General features: G+C 68.4%; 19 protein-coding genes. 15 read left to right on the forward strand and 4 right to left on the reverse strand.

The window, feature by feature from the left end:
• The first annotated feature begins 461 nt into the window (after positions 1 to 461).
• Positions 462 to 1,457: a dihydroxyacetone kinase subunit DhaK gene (locus tag ACFWPH_RS29750; protein WP_378755507.1), complete on the forward strand. Its 996-nt coding sequence runs from the start codon at positions 462 to 464 to the stop codon at positions 1,455 to 1,457.
• A gap of 12 nt (positions 1,458 to 1,469) precedes the next feature.
• Positions 1,470 to 2,147: a dihydroxyacetone kinase subunit DhaL gene (dhaL, locus tag ACFWPH_RS29755; protein WP_378755508.1), complete on the forward strand. Its 678-nt coding sequence runs from the start codon at positions 1,470 to 1,472 to the stop codon at positions 2,145 to 2,147.
• Positions 2,148 to 2,350: 203 nt separating this feature from the next.
• Here the strand turns inward: dhaL and ACFWPH_RS29760 are convergent, their stop codons facing one another.
• On the reverse strand, positions 2,351 to 3,022 hold the full coding sequence (locus ACFWPH_RS29760) for a DUF3159 domain-containing protein (protein WP_378755510.1): 672 nt from the start codon (positions 3,020 to 3,022) through the stop codon (positions 2,351 to 2,353).
• Positions 3,023 to 3,295: 273 nt separating this feature from the next.
• Between ACFWPH_RS29760 and ACFWPH_RS29765 the strand changes: the two genes are divergently transcribed.
• The 11 genes from ACFWPH_RS29765 (at position 3,296) to ACFWPH_RS29815 (ending at position 10,206) form a co-directional block, all read left to right on the forward strand.
• Entirely contained in the window at positions 3,296 to 3,859 is a 564-nt protein-coding gene (locus ACFWPH_RS29765; protein ID WP_378755511.1) for a hypothetical protein, read from the forward strand.
• A gap of 5 nt (positions 3,860 to 3,864) precedes the next feature.
• On the forward strand, positions 3,865 to 4,962 hold the full coding sequence (locus tag ACFWPH_RS29770; protein ID WP_378755512.1) for an SRPBCC family protein: 1,098 nt from the start codon (positions 3,865 to 3,867) through the stop codon (positions 4,960 to 4,962).
• Entirely contained in the window at positions 4,959 to 5,366 is a 408-nt protein-coding gene (gene gvpJ / locus ACFWPH_RS29775) for a gas vesicle protein GvpJ (RefSeq protein ID WP_378755513.1), read from the forward strand. Before ACFWPH_RS29770 ends, gvpJ (ACFWPH_RS29775) begins: the two co-directional genes overlap by 4 nt.
• Positions 5,363 to 6,157: a GvpL/GvpF family gas vesicle protein gene (locus tag ACFWPH_RS29780; RefSeq protein ID WP_378755514.1), complete on the forward strand. Its 795-nt coding sequence runs from the start codon at positions 5,363 to 5,365 to the stop codon at positions 6,155 to 6,157. The genes gvpJ (ACFWPH_RS29775) and ACFWPH_RS29780 overlap by 4 nt, the downstream gene beginning before the upstream one ends.
• 3 nt (positions 6,158 to 6,160) lie before the next feature.
• Positions 6,161 to 6,418 (forward strand): gas vesicle protein GvpG, encoded by a 258-nt coding sequence (locus ACFWPH_RS29785; protein ID WP_378755516.1) that lies wholly within the window; start codon positions 6,161 to 6,163, stop codon positions 6,416 to 6,418.
• 5 nt (positions 6,419 to 6,423) lie between these two features.
• The gene (gvpO, locus tag ACFWPH_RS29790; RefSeq protein WP_280463677.1) at positions 6,424 to 6,723 is read left to right on the forward strand and encodes a gas vesicle protein GvpO; all 300 of its coding nucleotides are present in this window, start codon (positions 6,424 to 6,426) and stop codon (positions 6,721 to 6,723) included.
• Positions 6,720 to 7,115, forward strand: coding sequence for a gas vesicle protein GvpJ (gene gvpJ / locus ACFWPH_RS29795; RefSeq protein WP_378755517.1), 396 nt, complete (start codon positions 6,720 to 6,722; stop codon positions 7,113 to 7,115). The genes gvpO and gvpJ (ACFWPH_RS29795) overlap by 4 nt, the downstream gene beginning before the upstream one ends.
• Positions 7,105 to 7,893, forward strand: coding sequence for a GvpL/GvpF family gas vesicle protein (locus tag ACFWPH_RS29800; protein ID WP_378755518.1), 789 nt, complete (start codon positions 7,105 to 7,107; stop codon positions 7,891 to 7,893). The genes gvpJ (ACFWPH_RS29795) and ACFWPH_RS29800 overlap by 11 nt, the downstream gene beginning before the upstream one ends.
• Positions 7,890 to 8,108, forward strand: coding sequence for a gas vesicle protein (locus ACFWPH_RS29805; RefSeq protein ID WP_378755519.1), 219 nt, complete (start codon positions 7,890 to 7,892; stop codon positions 8,106 to 8,108). Before ACFWPH_RS29800 ends, ACFWPH_RS29805 begins: the two co-directional genes overlap by 4 nt.
• Entirely contained in the window at positions 8,101 to 8,394 is a 294-nt protein-coding gene (locus tag ACFWPH_RS29810; protein WP_378755520.1) for a gas vesicle protein K, read from the forward strand. Before ACFWPH_RS29805 ends, ACFWPH_RS29810 begins: the two co-directional genes overlap by 8 nt.
• 180 nt (positions 8,395 to 8,574) lie before the next feature.
• Positions 8,575 to 10,206, forward strand: a complete 1,632-nt coding sequence (locus ACFWPH_RS29815; protein ID WP_378755522.1) for an acyl-CoA dehydrogenase family protein — start codon at positions 8,575 to 8,577, stop codon at positions 10,204 to 10,206.
• Between the two features lie 96 nt (positions 10,207 to 10,302).
• On the opposite strand, the gene ACFWPH_RS29820 is transcribed toward ACFWPH_RS29815, so the two are convergent.
• Complete coding sequence (locus ACFWPH_RS29820) at positions 10,303 to 11,061, reverse strand: PaaX family transcriptional regulator C-terminal domain-containing protein (protein WP_378755523.1); 759 nt, start codon at positions 11,059 to 11,061, stop codon at positions 10,303 to 10,305.
• Positions 11,062 to 11,536: 475 nt separating this feature from the next.
• Between ACFWPH_RS29820 and ACFWPH_RS29825 the strand changes: the two genes are divergently transcribed.
• Entirely contained in the window at positions 11,537 to 12,325 is a 789-nt protein-coding gene (locus ACFWPH_RS29825) for an oxygenase MpaB family protein (protein ID WP_378755524.1), read from the forward strand.
• 77 nt (positions 12,326 to 12,402) lie between these two features.
• Positions 12,403 to 12,834 (forward strand): hypothetical protein, encoded by a 432-nt coding sequence (locus ACFWPH_RS29830; RefSeq protein ID WP_378755525.1) that lies wholly within the window; start codon positions 12,403 to 12,405, stop codon positions 12,832 to 12,834.
• Between the two features lie 65 nt (positions 12,835 to 12,899).
• On the opposite strand, the gene ACFWPH_RS29835 is transcribed toward ACFWPH_RS29830, so the two are convergent.
• Together ACFWPH_RS29835 and ACFWPH_RS29840 are read right to left on the reverse strand one after the other, a co-directional pair.
• Entirely contained in the window at positions 12,900 to 13,601 is a 702-nt protein-coding gene (locus ACFWPH_RS29835) for an MspA family porin (RefSeq protein WP_378755526.1), read from the reverse strand.
• A 283-nt stretch (positions 13,602 to 13,884) separates the two neighbouring features.
• Positions 13,885 to 14,865 (reverse strand): alpha/beta hydrolase, encoded by a 981-nt coding sequence (locus tag ACFWPH_RS29840; protein ID WP_378755527.1) that lies wholly within the window; start codon positions 14,863 to 14,865, stop codon positions 13,885 to 13,887.
• Positions 14,866 to 14,933: the final 68 nt, after the last annotated feature.

Here is a 14,933-nt window from a genome sequence, read left to right on the forward strand (position 1 = left end):
CCGGGTTCAGGCATAGGCGTCCTCCGTCCCATCGCGTTCGACGACCGGTGGCTGCTCCCCCAACCCCCGGCGAGCAGCCACCGGCCCCGTGCCGTCGGCATTACCGCTGAGCCGACAACTAAACAGCGGGTGTGCTCGGGACGAGGTCTGCTCGACCCGCCGACGCCCACGCCCGGAGGAGCGGATCGGTCGTCCGCACCGACTCAACGACGCCACCATCGGTGGTCGGCGCCGGGCAGCGCCGGATACTTGCGCCGGCCGCCGACGAACAGACAACCCACACCGGACCGCCCCGGATGCTTGCACCGGCCGCCCACGAGCAAACAGCCCACACCCGGGCAGCCCCAGATGCTTGCACCGGCCGCCCACGGTAGGTCGCCCGGCCGGCGCAGCCGAACGGCAACAGGTTCGGCCGCTGTCCCTGAACTAGCATCGGTCGGAGCCGATCCGAAGGAGCACCCGTGCGCCGACAGATTCTCAACCTGCCCGAGAACGCTCCCGAGGAGGCGTTGGAAGGGCTCGCCCTGACAAATCCCACGCTCATCGCCTACGACCGCGAACGCGGCCTCGTCACCCGGGCCACTCCGGCGCGCGACAAGGTCGGACTCGTATCCGGCGGCGGGTCCGGGCATGAACCGCTGCACGCCGGTTTCGTCGGCAGCGGCATGCTCGACGTGGCCGTACCGGGCGCGGTTTTCGCCAGCCCGACCGCACTGCAGGTGCACGAGGGCACGGTCGCGGCCGATTCCGGGCAGGGTGTCGTCCAGATCGTGAAGAACTACACCGGCGATGTGCTCAACTTCCGGATCGCCGGTGAACTCGCCGGCGACGATAACGCGGTCGCAACCGAAACCGTGCTGGTGGACGACGATCTGGCCACCCAGAGCGAGGACGGGCCGGGCCGCCGCGGCACCGCGGCCGTTCTCGCGGTCGAGAAGATCTGCGGGGCGAGCGCGGAAGCGGGTGCGGATCTGCACACGGTCGCCGAATACGGCCGTCGCGTCGCACGTAACGCACGCACCCTGAGTTTCGCGCTGAGCGCGGGCACGCATCCCGGCGAGACGAGTCCCGCGTTCACGCTCGATACCGCCGAAGTCGAACTGGGCGTGGGAATCCACGGCGAACGCGGTACCGGCCGGGTCCCGTTCGCCGACGCGGATACGCTGCTCGCACAGCTGGTCGACCCGCTGGTCGCCGAGCTCGGTTGCACGCGCGGGTCGGCGGTGATCGCGATCGTGAACGGTCTCGGCGGCGCCTACCCCATCGAACTGTCGATCGCGGCCCGCGCGGTGCACCACCGGCTCGCCGGGCAGGGCATCACCGTCGCCCGTTCGCTCGCCGGCAGCTATGTGACCTCGCTCGATATGGTCGGCGTCTCGGTCACCCTGCTGCCCGCCGATGCCGACCTGCTTCCGCTGTGGGACGCACCCGTGCGTACCCCGGCCCTGACCTGGTGAAGGAGCCCGTTCATGAACGACGCAGCACTGCCCGCCGGATTCGGCGAACGCTGGGTGAACACGATGTTCGCGGCCTTCCTCGACCGCACCGAAGCACTCGCGGATCTGGATCGCCGCGCCGGTGACGGTGATTTCGGGGCCAATATCGCCGCCGCCCTGCGCCGGGCACGCACGAATATCGACGCCGAACCACCCGCCTCATATACCGCGTGGCTGACCGCGGTATCCCGGGGTTTCCTCGGCACCGGCGGGACGAGCGGACCGCTGTTCGGCATGTTCTTCCGTGAACTCGCCCGCTGCACAAGCAATTCGGAGCCCAGCCCGACGGAGTTCTCCCGCGGCCTGAGCGCGGGGCTCGCTACGGTGCAGCGATACGGGAATGCGGAGGTCGGACACAAGACGATGGTCGACGCCTTGGCCCCGGCAGCCGAAACCCTTGCCGCCCGAGTCGCGGCGGCCGGGGACCCCGGCGAAGCGCTCGCCGCCGCCGCCGACGCCGCGGTACAGGGCGCGGCGGGCACCGCATCCCTGGTCGCCAAACGCGGCCGCGCCAGCTATGTGGGCGAGGTCGCGCGGGGCGTACTGGACCCGGGCGCGGCCGCCGCGGCACTGATCCTGCAAACCGCTGCCGCCGCCTACGCCGACCAGCCGGGTGTTATCGACACCGGATGGCTCGACACAATCACCTGACCGGTCCTCCGGTGCCCCGGGCATGCTGATCGCCGGCTCGGTGTGGCCGCCGGCCAATGGTTCACGGCTGCGGCGAGGCCGCTGCGCGCCCAGCACCGCAGGGGCCGGCGTCGTGCGGGCCTGAGCTGGGTCACAGTCCCGCATCGAGGCGGACGGTCGAGGGGCTGGGGCGGGGCGGTCTGGGGAGTCAGAGCACAGCACAGTCACGGCTGTGCGATGAAAAGTTTCGTAGTGCGCCGGAACGCCCAGATGACGACGAGCGCGGCCAGCACCGTCAACGGCGTGCCCATGGCGATCTTCGCGACGGCGAGCCAGGTCGTGGAATCGGCGAGATACAGCCATTCCTTCACCACGAACCGGGCGCCGAAGACGAGCGCGGCCGCCGCGGTGGCGATATCGTGTGCCTTCAGCGCGACCTTGTCTTCGCGCCAGGCGTGCTTACCGCCGTGTACGAGATTCCAGATGACACCGGTCAGCGGGCGGCGAACCAGCAACGAGGCGAATGCGACCACGAAACCGGCCAGCGCCGCCCAGATCCCGATAACGAAGAAATCCTTCGCCGACCCGGTCCACAGCACGATCCCCACAGCCGCCGCGATGCCGAGCAGCCCGCCGATCGCCGAGGAGAACCGCTCCTTGCGCCACAACCGGAACCCGGTCAGCGCAATCGCGACCGCGACCGAAACTCCGACTGTCGCCGCCAGCGGAAGTACCGCGTTCGCCGCGACGAAAACGATTACGGGGACGGTCGAGTAGACGAAGCCCATGGGCCCGCCCATCTGGTCGAGCACGGTCGGCGGTACGGCAGGCTTGTCGGCGGCAGGCGCGGGGCCGGTGGGTTCTGCTGCCGCGCGAAGGTCCTTGTGGTCGATCATTGTTCCGTCCTCCCGACTGTGCGGACTGCTGCGATGCCTCCAGTGGAACCTGTGCCGTAACGGCATACTCAAGCCGCTGCCGGAAATATCGGGCCCAGCGCCGGTCGGCCGACGTTTACCGGGGTTACGTCGGCCCGCTTATCGGCGTACGGTCGGCCATAGAGAGCTATATGTGGCCTGAACCACATTCCTGCGTCACTGGCTATGGCCGCACCCCACCGCTCGCGCGCGGGCGATGCCGAATGAGGAGCGAATGCCGGACGAGGAGTGACCATGAAGTGCGGAATGCGGATGGCCGGGGCGGTCGGGATCGGCTACGTCCTGGGCCGGACGCGCAAGATGAAGTTTGCGTTGATGCTCGCCGGAGTCGGATTGAGCGGCCGGGGCGGGCCACAGGCGCTATTGGAACGTACGACCTCGGCCGTCGGCTCTTCGCCGGAACTCGCGAAGATCACCGAAACGGTGCGCGGTGAGCTGCTCGAAGCCGCCCGGGCCGCCGCGGTCACCGCCGCGAGCAACCGTATCGATTCGCTGAACGCCCGCCTGCAGCACCACCCGGACATCGGCGCAGACCTCGGCGGCACGACCCAGGCCGAGGACACCGGCGACGAAGACGAGCCGGCCGAGGAGGCCGAGGAGGCCGAGGAGGCCGAGCCCACTCCGAAACGCCGGGCATCCACCCGCACCCGATCGACGGCCTCCGCCTCCCGCGGGCGAACCGGTGAGCGTCGCGTACGGACACCGGCCCGGGCCGCCGCGGCGGGCACGTCGCGCCGCCGGACTACCGACGGCGAATCGTCCACCGGCGACGCACCCGTGCGCCGTACGGGGCGGTGAACCCGATGACCACGAAAGCTCCCCCGGGACAGCTACAGAACTCGCTACAGCAGCTCGCCGCCACGATCACCGAACGTACCGTTTCCGGGATCACGGACCGGCTGTCCGGTACCACCGAGCGGCTCACCCAGGTCGCCGAGGGCAGCGGTGGTGGATCCCTGCTGTCGGCGGTGACCGGCGCCGAGAAACTCGCGGAGGGAAAATCGCCGCTCTCGGCGGCGCTCAGTGCCGGTGCGGACAAGATCGGGCATACCGTCAAGGGGAAGTTCGCGGATGCCAAGGAAGCCTTGACCGGAGGGAAAGGAAAAGGCACCGGCGGAAAGAAGTTGAAGCTGACGAATATCGTCGAACATATCGACGTGGGCGTTCCGGTCGACCTCGCCTACGACCAGTGGACCCAATTCGCCGACTTCCCGAAGTTCATGAAGAAGGTCGAAACCGTCGACCAGGTCTCCGACGAGAAACTCGACTGGTCCGGCAAGGTTTTCTGGTCCAAACGAACCTGGCAGTCCACAATTGTCGAGCAGCTGCCGTTCCAGCGGATCGTCTGGCGTTCGAAGGGCGGGAAAGGCTATATCGACGGCGCGGTGACGTTTCACGAGCTCACCCCGGACCTGACCCGCATCATCGTGGTACTCGAATATCATCCCGCCGGGTTCGTCGAGAAGACCGGCAATCTCTGGCGGGCCGCCGGCCGGCGGGTCCGGCTGGAGCTGAAGCATTTCCAGCGGCACGTGATGACCGAGAGTGTGCTGCACTCGGACGATATCGTGGGCTGGCACGGCGAGATCCGCGACCGAGAGGTTGTCGAGGACGACGAGACCGCCCGCCGGCGTGAGCAAGACGATCGCGCCGCCGAGACCGACGGCAGCCCGGTCGGCGAGGAGGACCTCGACGAGGAATCCCACGACAAGGAACCGCTCGACGAGGAATCCCACGACGACGAACCCCAGGACGAGGAACCGCTCGAGGACGAAGGCCCGGAAGAGCAAGAAAGCGCCGCGGAACCGGAGGGGAAATCCACCCGGCGCCGCCGGTCGGCACCTCGTCGCAAGTCCGCGACCGAAGCCCGCCCGGCCGCGAGTCACGGAGCGGGGCGATGACGGTCGAACCGGCCGGTGGCGCGGGCGGCGCTATGACGGCCCGGCCGAATTCGTCGAGCCTGGCCGATGTCGTCGACACCATTCTCGACAAGGGGCTGGTTATCGACGCGTTCGTCCGCGTATCGCTGGTCGGCATCGAACTGCTCACCATCGACGCCAGAGTGGTGGTGGCGAGCGTCGATACGTATCTGCGTTTTGCCGAGGCCGTGAACCGGCTCGAAATCTCCAGCAGTGAGCCGACGGGGCTACCGGGCCTGGTCGGCGATATCACCGAAGGCGGGGCCGAACGCAAAACCAAGGGAGCGCTCGAGGCCGCGGGCGACAAGGTCGTGAACTTCTTCGACGATGTCCAGCAGGCCCGCCGCGAGGGGCAGGGCGCGTCCGGAAACGAGAAGGACCGATGACCACCGGCGGGGCCGGCGATACCGCGGGGGCGAACGGCGGAGGTGGGCGCGCCGTCTGCGTCTACGCGATCGTGCCGGCGGATGTGGAGCCCGAAGAGCGTGCCGCGGGTATCGGCGAGCCACCGAGCGCGGTCACGGTGGTGCGGTACGGCGATATCGCCGCCCTGGTCAGCGATATCCCGGAGCGCCCCCTGGGCACCCCGCAGGATCTGACCGCCCACTCGGAACTGCTGGACGGTGCGGCAGCCGTCACCCCGGTTCTGCCGCTGCGGTTCGGCGCGGTCATGTCGGATGTGGAGTCGGTGGAGCGGGAATTGCTACGCCCGAACCACGACGAGTTCCGGGCCGCGCTGGCCGAGCTGGAGGGCCGCGCGCAGTTCGTCGTCAAGGGCCGGTATGTGGAAGAGGCCGTCCTCCGCGAACTGCTCGACGAAAATCCCGAGGCCGCCCGGCTGCGCGAACAGCTTCGCGGCGCCCCGGAGGAAACCACCCGAGATGCGCGAATGACGCTCGGCGAGATCATCTACCGGTCGATCACGGACAAACGCGCGGTAGATACCCGGCGGGCGGTCGACGCACTCGCCGCGGTCCGGCCGGTTGTGGCCGAACGGCCACCGACCCACGATCAGGATGCGGTCCATCTCGCGGTCCTGATCGACCTGTCGCGGCGAGGTGAACTGGAGGAGGCGCTGTCCGGGCTCGCCGAGCAATGGGACGGCCGTATCCGGCTCAGTCTGCTGGGCCCGATGGCCGCCTACGACTTCGTGATGAAACGAGAACCCGAGGGCTGACCCATGGGCTTGCTGATATCGCTGCTGTCGTTGCCGCTGGCACCCGTGCGGGGTGTGGTCTGGCTGGGCGAGCTGATCCAGGAGCAGGTCGAGCAGCAAATGCACGATCCGGCGGACATCCGGCGCGAACTCGACGAACTCGACGACGCGATGGCTGCGGGCCGGCTGTCGGAGCAGGAATACCGGCAGGCCCAGCAGCAGGTGCTCGATCGGATGATCCCGCGACCGGACGATTCGGCGCCCACCGGCTCGAAGGAGTGATTCCAGTGAACGAGGCCGAATCGGCGCCACCCCCGGTCACCGCGGCGCAGGCGGGGGCGACGGCGATGGATCACTTGACCGAGCTGATGCCGAAACCGATCCTCGGCGCCACCTCCACCGAACCGACGGAAGCCGGGTGGCTGGTGGAGGTGGAGGTGGTCGAAGACCGTCGCATTCCCTCCTCCGCCGATATGCTGGCGCTCTACGAGGTGGAGATCGACCCCGACGGAAACCTGCTGGCCTACCGCAGAACCCGGCGCTATGCCCGGGGTAGCGCGGATATCGGCGGACGGGGGATGCGATGACTGTCGTGGGCGGCGGGTCGTCGGTACCGCAACCGTACGGTGGCGGTCACCAGTCGTCGAATCTCGGCGATATCCTCGAACGCGTTCTCGACAAGGGGATCGTGATCGCCGGCGATATCCAGGTGAATCTGCTCGATATCGAGTTGCTCACCATCAAACTCCGGTTGGTCGTGGCTTCGCTGGAAACGGCGAAGTCCGTCGGGATCGACTGGTGGGAAACCGATCCGTGGCTCAACAGCAATGCCCGCTCCCTCGAACGCCAGGATCACGACCTCGAGCTCGAGAACCGGAAACTGCGCGACCGTATCGCCGAGCTGGAGGCCCGGACCGAGCACCGCGCCGCGCTGGAACGCAGCCGCGAACTCGAGCAGGAGCGGGACCGTGACCGATGACCTCGGGGTATGGCTGTACGCGGTGACGCGCACCGGGGACGGCACCGCCGGGCCGGAGGCCCGCACCGGTGTGGCGGGCGAGCCCCCGAGACCCGTGCGCTCGGGGGAACTGACCGCCGTCGTCGGCTCGGTACCGCTCGCGGTGTTCGGCGATGTGCCGCTGCGCCGCAACCTGGAAGATCTGGACTGGCTGGAAGCCACCGCCCGCGCGCACGACGCCGTGATCTCCGCACTGCTGCGGCGCGGCCCGGTGGTCCCGTTACGGCTGGCCACCGTTTTCCTCGACGACGATCGAGTCGTGAGCATGCTCGAGGAGCGGCGTGCCGATTTCGAATCGGCGTTGACGCTGGTGAACGGCCGGACCGAATGGGGTGTGAAGGCGTACTGCGACCGCGCCGCCCTCACCGCGGCAGTGGCGGGCGCGGAAACCGCGGGTACCGCCGGCGGTAAAGGCACCGCCTATCTGGCCCGGCGCCGCGCACAGCTGTCGGCACAGGAAACCGTGGAACGCGACGCCGCGGCGCGGGCCGCGGAAATCCATGGACAACTGGTGCGGCGCGCCGCCGCGGGCCGCTGCCAGCCGCTGACCGATCCGGTGCTGCACGGCCGTCGGGACTGGCTGGTCCTCAACGGCACCTACCTCGTCGACGACACCGGCGCCGACGAGTTCGCGGCCGCGGTCGCCGAACTCGACCGGACCGTCGCCGGTATCCGGCTCGAACTCACCGGCCCGTGGCCTCCGTATTCGTTCGCCGGTGTGGACCGGGCGCCCTCATGACCCGGCCCGACAGTGAACGCCGTGTCGCACTCATCGATCTGCTGGATCGGGTACTGGCGGGCGGGGTGGTGATCTCCGGCGATATCCGGCTCTCGATAGCCGACGTCGACCTGGTGCAGATCTCGCTGCGCGCCCTCATCTCCTCCATCAAAACGCTGTCGGGCCCCGCACTCGAATCGATCCCGCGCGATGCCCTGGAGCCGTCGGATGACTGAGTTCGAGGCGATCCCGCCGCGTATCGACGCGGATCCGGAATCGGTGGAACGCGGTCTCGTCACCCTCGTCCTCACCCTGGTGGAACTGTTGCGCCAGCTGATGGAACGGCAGGCTCTGCGACGAGTCGACGAAGGCGATCTGAGCGAGGACCGGATCGAGCGGATCGGTACCACGCTGATGCTGCTGGAGGAGCGTATGGGCGAACTCCGCGACCATTTCGGCCTCACCCCCGAGGACCTCAACATCGATCTCGGCCCACTGGGCACCCTGCTCCCCCGCGAATGACCGCGCGCCCTGCGGACCGGGCGATACGAGCATTGTCCGATCGGCCGGTGATGCCGGGGCTGCGCAGACCGGATGCGCCGATAGAATGGGTATTGCAAAATTTCATCGTGCGCTCCAGAATTGTAATTGACGACGATATGTCCGCACCCGCCCTGGTTCGTCGTTCGCGAAGGAGAAGCCGTGCCTACCCATACCGTGACCAACCAGGTCCCCCCGCTGGTCGATTACGACGCCGCCGAGGTACCTGTCATTCTCGAGGCCCTGGAACGCGCCGGCGCCGGCCATGCCCTCGACGAACTACACGAGATCGGCCGGCTGGCCGGTAGCGCCCACGCCCAGGAACTCGGCGACCTCGCCGAGGAACACCAGCCCGTACTGCAGACGCACGATCGCTACGGCCACCGCATCGACGAGGTCCGCTACGACCCCAGCTACCACGAACTGATGCGGCATGCGGTCCACTTCGGCCTGCACGGCGCCCCCTGGGCCGATACCCGGCCCGCACCGCATCTGGTGCGGGCGGCGAAGACGAGCGTGTGGTCGCAGGTCGACGCCGGGCACGGCTGCCCGATCTCGATGACCTATGCCGTCGTGCCGGCCCTGCGCGCGAACGCCGAACTGTCCGCCCGGTACGAGCCGCTGCTGGCCGGCCGCGAATACGACCCCGTTCTGCGCCCGCTCGCCGATAAGCCCGGACTCATCGCCGGGATGTCGATGACCGAGAAACAGGGCGGGTCCGATGTCCGGGCCAACACCACCACCGCGGTCCCGCAGCCGGACGGCACGTACCGGATCACCGGGCACAAATGGTTCACCTCCGCGCCGATGTCGGATTTCTTTCTCACGCTGGCGCAGGCACCCGGCGGGTTGTCCTGCTTCTTCGTTCCCCGCGTCCTGCCCGACGGCACCCGCAACCCCTTCCACCTGCAGCGACTGAAGGACAAGCTGGGTAATCACTCCAATGCCAGCAGCGAGGTCGAATACGACAACACTGTGGGCCGGCTGGTCGGCGACGAGGGCCGCGGCGTGCCCACGATCATCGAGATGGTCAACCTGACCCGCCTCGACTGCACCCTCGCCTCGGCCACCGGTATGCGCACCGGAACCATCATGGCGATCCACCACGCCCAGCACCGCCGCGCGTTCGGCGCGAACCTCGTGGACCAGCCACTCATGCGCAATGTCCTGGCCGATCTGGCCATCGAGGCCGAAGGCGCGACCACGGCTGCGCTTTGGCTGGCCGAACTCACCGACCGCGCCACCACCGGTGACGAGGCCGCCGACCTGCTGCGCCGCATCAGCCTCGCGGTGAGCAAATACTACGTCTGCAAACGCGGGCCCATCCACGCGGCCGAAGCCCTGGAATGCTTGGGCGGCAACGGCTATGTCGAGGAATCCCGGATGCCGCGGCTGTACCGGGAGGCCCCGCTGATGTCGGTATGGGAGGGTTCGGGCAATGTCGCCGCGCTGGACGTGCTGCGCGCGCTCGCCAAACAGCCGGCGACGCTCACCGCGTTCCTCGACGAGGTCAAACTGGCCACCGGCGCCGATTCCGCGCTCGATACCGCGATCGGCCGGCTGGAAGCCGAGTTCACCGACCTCGAGACCCTGCCGCATCGCGCCCGCCGGATCGTCGGCGATATGGCCCTGGTGCTACAGGGTTCACTGCTGGTCCGCTACGGACATCCCGCTGTCGCCGAAGGTTTCACCCGCTCCCGGCTCGGGCGCGACCGCGGCGACGTCTTCGGCACCCTGCCGGTCGGCCTGGACACCGGCGCGATCATCGAACGGCTGACCCCGAAGGTCGGCTGATCAACGCCAGAGCGGTCTGCACACCGCAGCAACAGCGACACACCGGCAGCAGCTTCCCGCGGAATCGGCCGGAGCAACGATCGACCGCAACCGAGTTCATTGCGGCGCAACGGGTTTTTCCGCTATGAGCCCATCGGCGAAGGCTTGGAACTCGGTGCGGAACACTTCGTAGCGCGCACGGATAACCGCGCCCGGCCAATCCTGCGGCAGCAGTTCCGGCGGTAGCACCGGATCGTCGAGAAGATGGCGTACGACCGCTGCCGCGATTTCGAAACGGGTCCCGATCGTCCCGGCGCCGTCGAGGGCATTGAGCAATTCCCGGGCACGGTGGGCCCACCGGTCCGGCGTGAACAGGCGGTCGGCCAGTGCGACGGCCGGTTCCTCCGGTCGCCCGGTGAACAAATCCACCCGCTGCCGGGCCATTTCGGGGAGGTCAGCGGCAATATTGTCCGGTCGGCACCAGACGCCTTCGCGGAGTTCCCCGAACCGGGCCAGCCGCAGGGTTTCCCGGAATGCGGCGCGGTCGGTGGAATCGGTGGCGCCGACGGTCACGACCGCGAGGATCCATCCGCCCTGCCACGTGCGAAGGTCCGGCGAGATCGCCCGGTCCTGCCGCCGCTGCCGTTCGGCCAGCCGTTCGGACAGCCGGTAGGTCGCATCGGCACCACGTTCGAGATCACCGGCGGCGACCATCCGGGTCAACGCGGCCCGCACCGCGGATTCCTGTAACCCCAGCCCCGCACCGACCCGGACGATCCAGCCGGCCGGGGCCTGCGCCGGATGCGACCCGAGCAGGACACTCAGGATCGCCGAACGCGCGGTGAGTGCCCGGACCCGGGCAGGAGACGCAGACATGGGCCGATCGTATCGACCTGCACCGATAACCCAGTATCGGTCGGCCGCGAGGCAAGACGTTCGCCGGCCGCGCCGGAGCCGCAGCTCACCACGTCCGCCGCCGTCCGGCCACACAGGTAATACACCGCGCGAGGCCGGCACCGAATATCCGGCACCGTCCGCCGCGCCGGTCGGCGGTCAGCACCCGTCGTACCGGCGGCCGCATGGCCGAGCCGGACGAAGGCCGAGCTGGGTGGGCAACGGCCGGGGCCGGGCGTCGCGGCCCGCGAGCCGGGATTTCGCGCCGTCGCCGCCCAAGTCGACCGAGCTATCGGCGGGTGCGACGCGGAAAGCATCCGCGGCCGTTGTATCACCCCATCAGGTGTGAGAGAATTCAATAGTAATTCTCTCACTCATTCAGGGGGTCGAGATGCCGCGCCCAGCGTCGACGAAGTCGCACACAGCGCAACCCGATGCGGAACCACGCCGCAGAAACATGGCCGGCCCGGGCGCACTGCTCGGCGGTCCGGCGAATGTCATCATGCAGCTGAGCCTGGCCCCGGTCGGCCGCGGCGTGGTCGAGAGCACGGTCGACAGCGGGCGTTTCGATCTCCACCCGCGCAAACGCGGGCGCACCACGCTGACCTACCTCGCCGTCGCCATGCTCGGCACCGACGAGGAACGCGAGGCATATCGCGCCGCGACCGATACCTCCCACCGCCAGGTGCGCTCACAACCCGGCAGTCCGGTGAAATACAACGCGTTCGACCCGGAACTCCAACTATGGGTCGCGGCCTGCATCTACAAAGGCGTCGTCGATTCGGTGACCTACCTCTTCGGCCCGCCGAACGACGAGGATGCCGACGAGCTGTATCGAGAATCAGCCCGATTCGGCACCACCCTGCAGATGCGCCCGGACATGTGGCCCGCCGACCGCGCCGCGTTCGCCGAATACTGGGACCGCAAGAGCGCGGAGATCTCCCTCGACGACGAGGTCAAGAACTACCTGCTCGGCCAAGTTGTCGATGTGGGTCCCTACGGCCGGCTCGAACGGCTGGCCTTCCGCCGGGTCAACAGGTTCTTCACCACCGGATTCCTGCCGCAGCGATTCCGCAGCGAACTGGGCCTGGACTGGGGCCCGCGCCGGCAGCGCGCCTTCGAACTGGCCATGCGTGGCATCGGTCTCGTCACCGCCGCCGGCCCCGAACAGTGGCGGCTGTATCCACTGAACCGGCACCTCGCGGATATGAGAAAGCGACGGGAACTGGGCAAACCGCTGGTCTGACGGAGTCATCGCAATGCGACCCGCCAGGCCGCGTGCCACACTCGAGGGATCCGACCGTATGACGAGAAGGGGTCCCTGTGCGTAAATCCATCCGGCTGTTCAGCTCCACCGCGGTTCTCGGTATCGCCGGTATTGCGACGGTACTGGCGGCACCGGGAGCCGGTGCGGAGGTCACCGAGGTGAAAGTTGCGGCCGGACCGGAAGGTCTGCGGGTGGGTTGCAGTTATACGGTGACGGCCGCGGTCGATGCGCCGCCGTCCGAGGCGGGCGAGGTCACGATCATCAACAGCGGCGGTGGAGTACCGGGCGGCGGTGTCCGTCTCGGCCAGGCCACCTACCACCCCGAGAACGGTACGGCCACGTTCGCCTGGACGCCCGAACACACGGGCCGCCAGAACATCACCGCCCAGCAGTTCACCCCGGGGCAGTACACCTCCGCGAAATACATCGAGGTCGATGTGACCGGATACGGCGTCGGCGCCGGAAGTACCTGCCTGCCGCTCCCCTGACCCCGAGCGGACCGGCCGCACGCAGCGAGGCCGGTCCGCACCGGGCCGGCGAACCGACCGATGGGTCAGAACTGGAAAGCGGTTCCGTAACCGGTGGTTTGAGCAGCACCGCCCGGGGTGCGGGCGTCGACGGTGACGAAGGGCATGGCAGAGGCCGGGGAGAGGCATCCGTCGATATTCAACGGGGTGTCGGCGTGGGCGAAGGTGAACGGGAAGGTCGTCTCCGGGGTGAGCTCGGTTTCGCCGACGACCACCGGCGCCACCGTACCCGGCGCCAGATTCACCCCCACTTCGCCGGCGAGCGCCGATTCGACTCCGACGCTGGGCTCTACACCGACGAGCGGCGCGACCGTGACAACAGGTGCGGCACCCTCCTCGAAGGTCGTGGCGACCTCGAGTTCCGTATAGGGCGCGATCGAAGCGCCGCCACCGATTTCCGGAATGATCGCAATCGACATGCCCTCGGATACATCCACCGCGCAACCCACCAGATACCCCACCACGATCCGGCCTCCCTGCAGCGCCGGTGTTCCGTCGAGGGCGACCGAGAAGTTCCCGGATACCTTGGTCGCGTGGCTGAACGGGACACCCGCCGCGATATCGCCGGCGGGAACCGAATTCGTAGAATCCACCGACGCGACAAGATGCATCCCGCCGACGCCGACCTGGCCGGGCGCGGCGCGGGCCGGGGTGCCGAGCACGGCAGCGGCCGCGGCCACTGACACCATGGTGATCGCTGCCGCGGTACGGGAATGCTTGCGGTTCATCGCGCTCCAGTCGAGTGGGCACAGCAACGGAACTTGGCAAACGGACCGGCATCAGCGAGTCGAGCCCGGGTACGGTGCCTCCGCCGGCGCTTCGGCGTCCACACCGGTAGGCGAGCCGATCTCCGTCTCACTCATGCCCGATGAGCAGCGCACACGGGCAACAGTGCCCGGCGTGTGCAGACCGGAAGGATACCGGCTGTGCAGCGCAGCGGGTGGGGTCGCTGCGGCGAGTCGCCGACAAATCCTGAACGACGGAACCGCGGCGGGTTTTCGCCTGGCCTCGTCAGTGGGCGCCGAGCGCGTCCAAGATCATCGGGCGGGCGGTGGCGATGGCCCGCTCCCAGTAGGGCCAGGTGTGAGTGCCGTTGCCGATATCGACTCGCGCCGGGATACCCAGGGAGGCGACGCGGTCGGCGAAGATCCGGGCGGCGGTCATGGCCATCGCCTCCAGCCCCATCGCGTTCACGGTGTTCCCCGCCCCGTACGGCAGATCGGGAAGCCCGGGTACGCCGTTGCCGGCCGAAACGTACATCGGCAGGCCGCGTAACAATTCGGCCTGCACGGTCGGATCATGGCGGCGCCACGCGGGATCGCTCGGCGGCCCCCACATAGCGTCCACATCGAACCGGCCCTCGTCCCACATCGCGGCGCGGACCGCCTCGTTCCACATCGGGAAGGTCGGGTTCACGAAACCGGAGAAGGAGCCCGCGAAGCGGAACTGGTCGCGATGGTGCGCGGCGAGGGTCAGCGCCGCCCCACCGCCCATGGAGGCGCCCACGACGGCATTGTTCGTGCGCGAAACCCCGTACCGCGCCAGAAAGGCGGGGAGTTCCTCGGTGAGGAAGGTTTCCCATTTGTACGTGGTGGTCTGACCGTTGGTACCGCTCGGCCGATACCAGTCGGCGTAGAAACTGGAATGCCCGCCGACCGGGAAGACCAGCGTCACATCGTCTCCGGCGAACCGTTTCAGGACATCGGTATCGCTGACCCACTGGCTGTGATCCTGCGGCGCCCGCAGGCCGTCGAGTACATAGAGGGCCGAACTGCCGCCCCGCGCCGCCCATTGCACCTGCACCTCGATCGGCCCCATACCGGACGGCACCACGAGTTCCTGATACCCGCCGGCCGGGGCCCGCAGCACCGGAGCGTGAACCGGCGCCGCGGCAACCACCGCCCCGCCGACCCACGTCGTCAGCAGTACCGCCGCGACAACCGCACCGAATTTCCGTAGCCACCCCCGCGCAACCGGATCACTCGCTCGCACTCCGTACCCCGTATTCAGTCTCGTTCGGTGCTCGCCGGAAACGCTACCCGAACCGGCAGCGATACACC

Origin of the sequence: Nocardia sp. NPDC058499 (genome assembly GCF_042719915.1) — a bacterium.
Lineage (GTDB): Bacteria > Actinomycetota > Actinomycetes > Mycobacteriales > Mycobacteriaceae > Nocardia.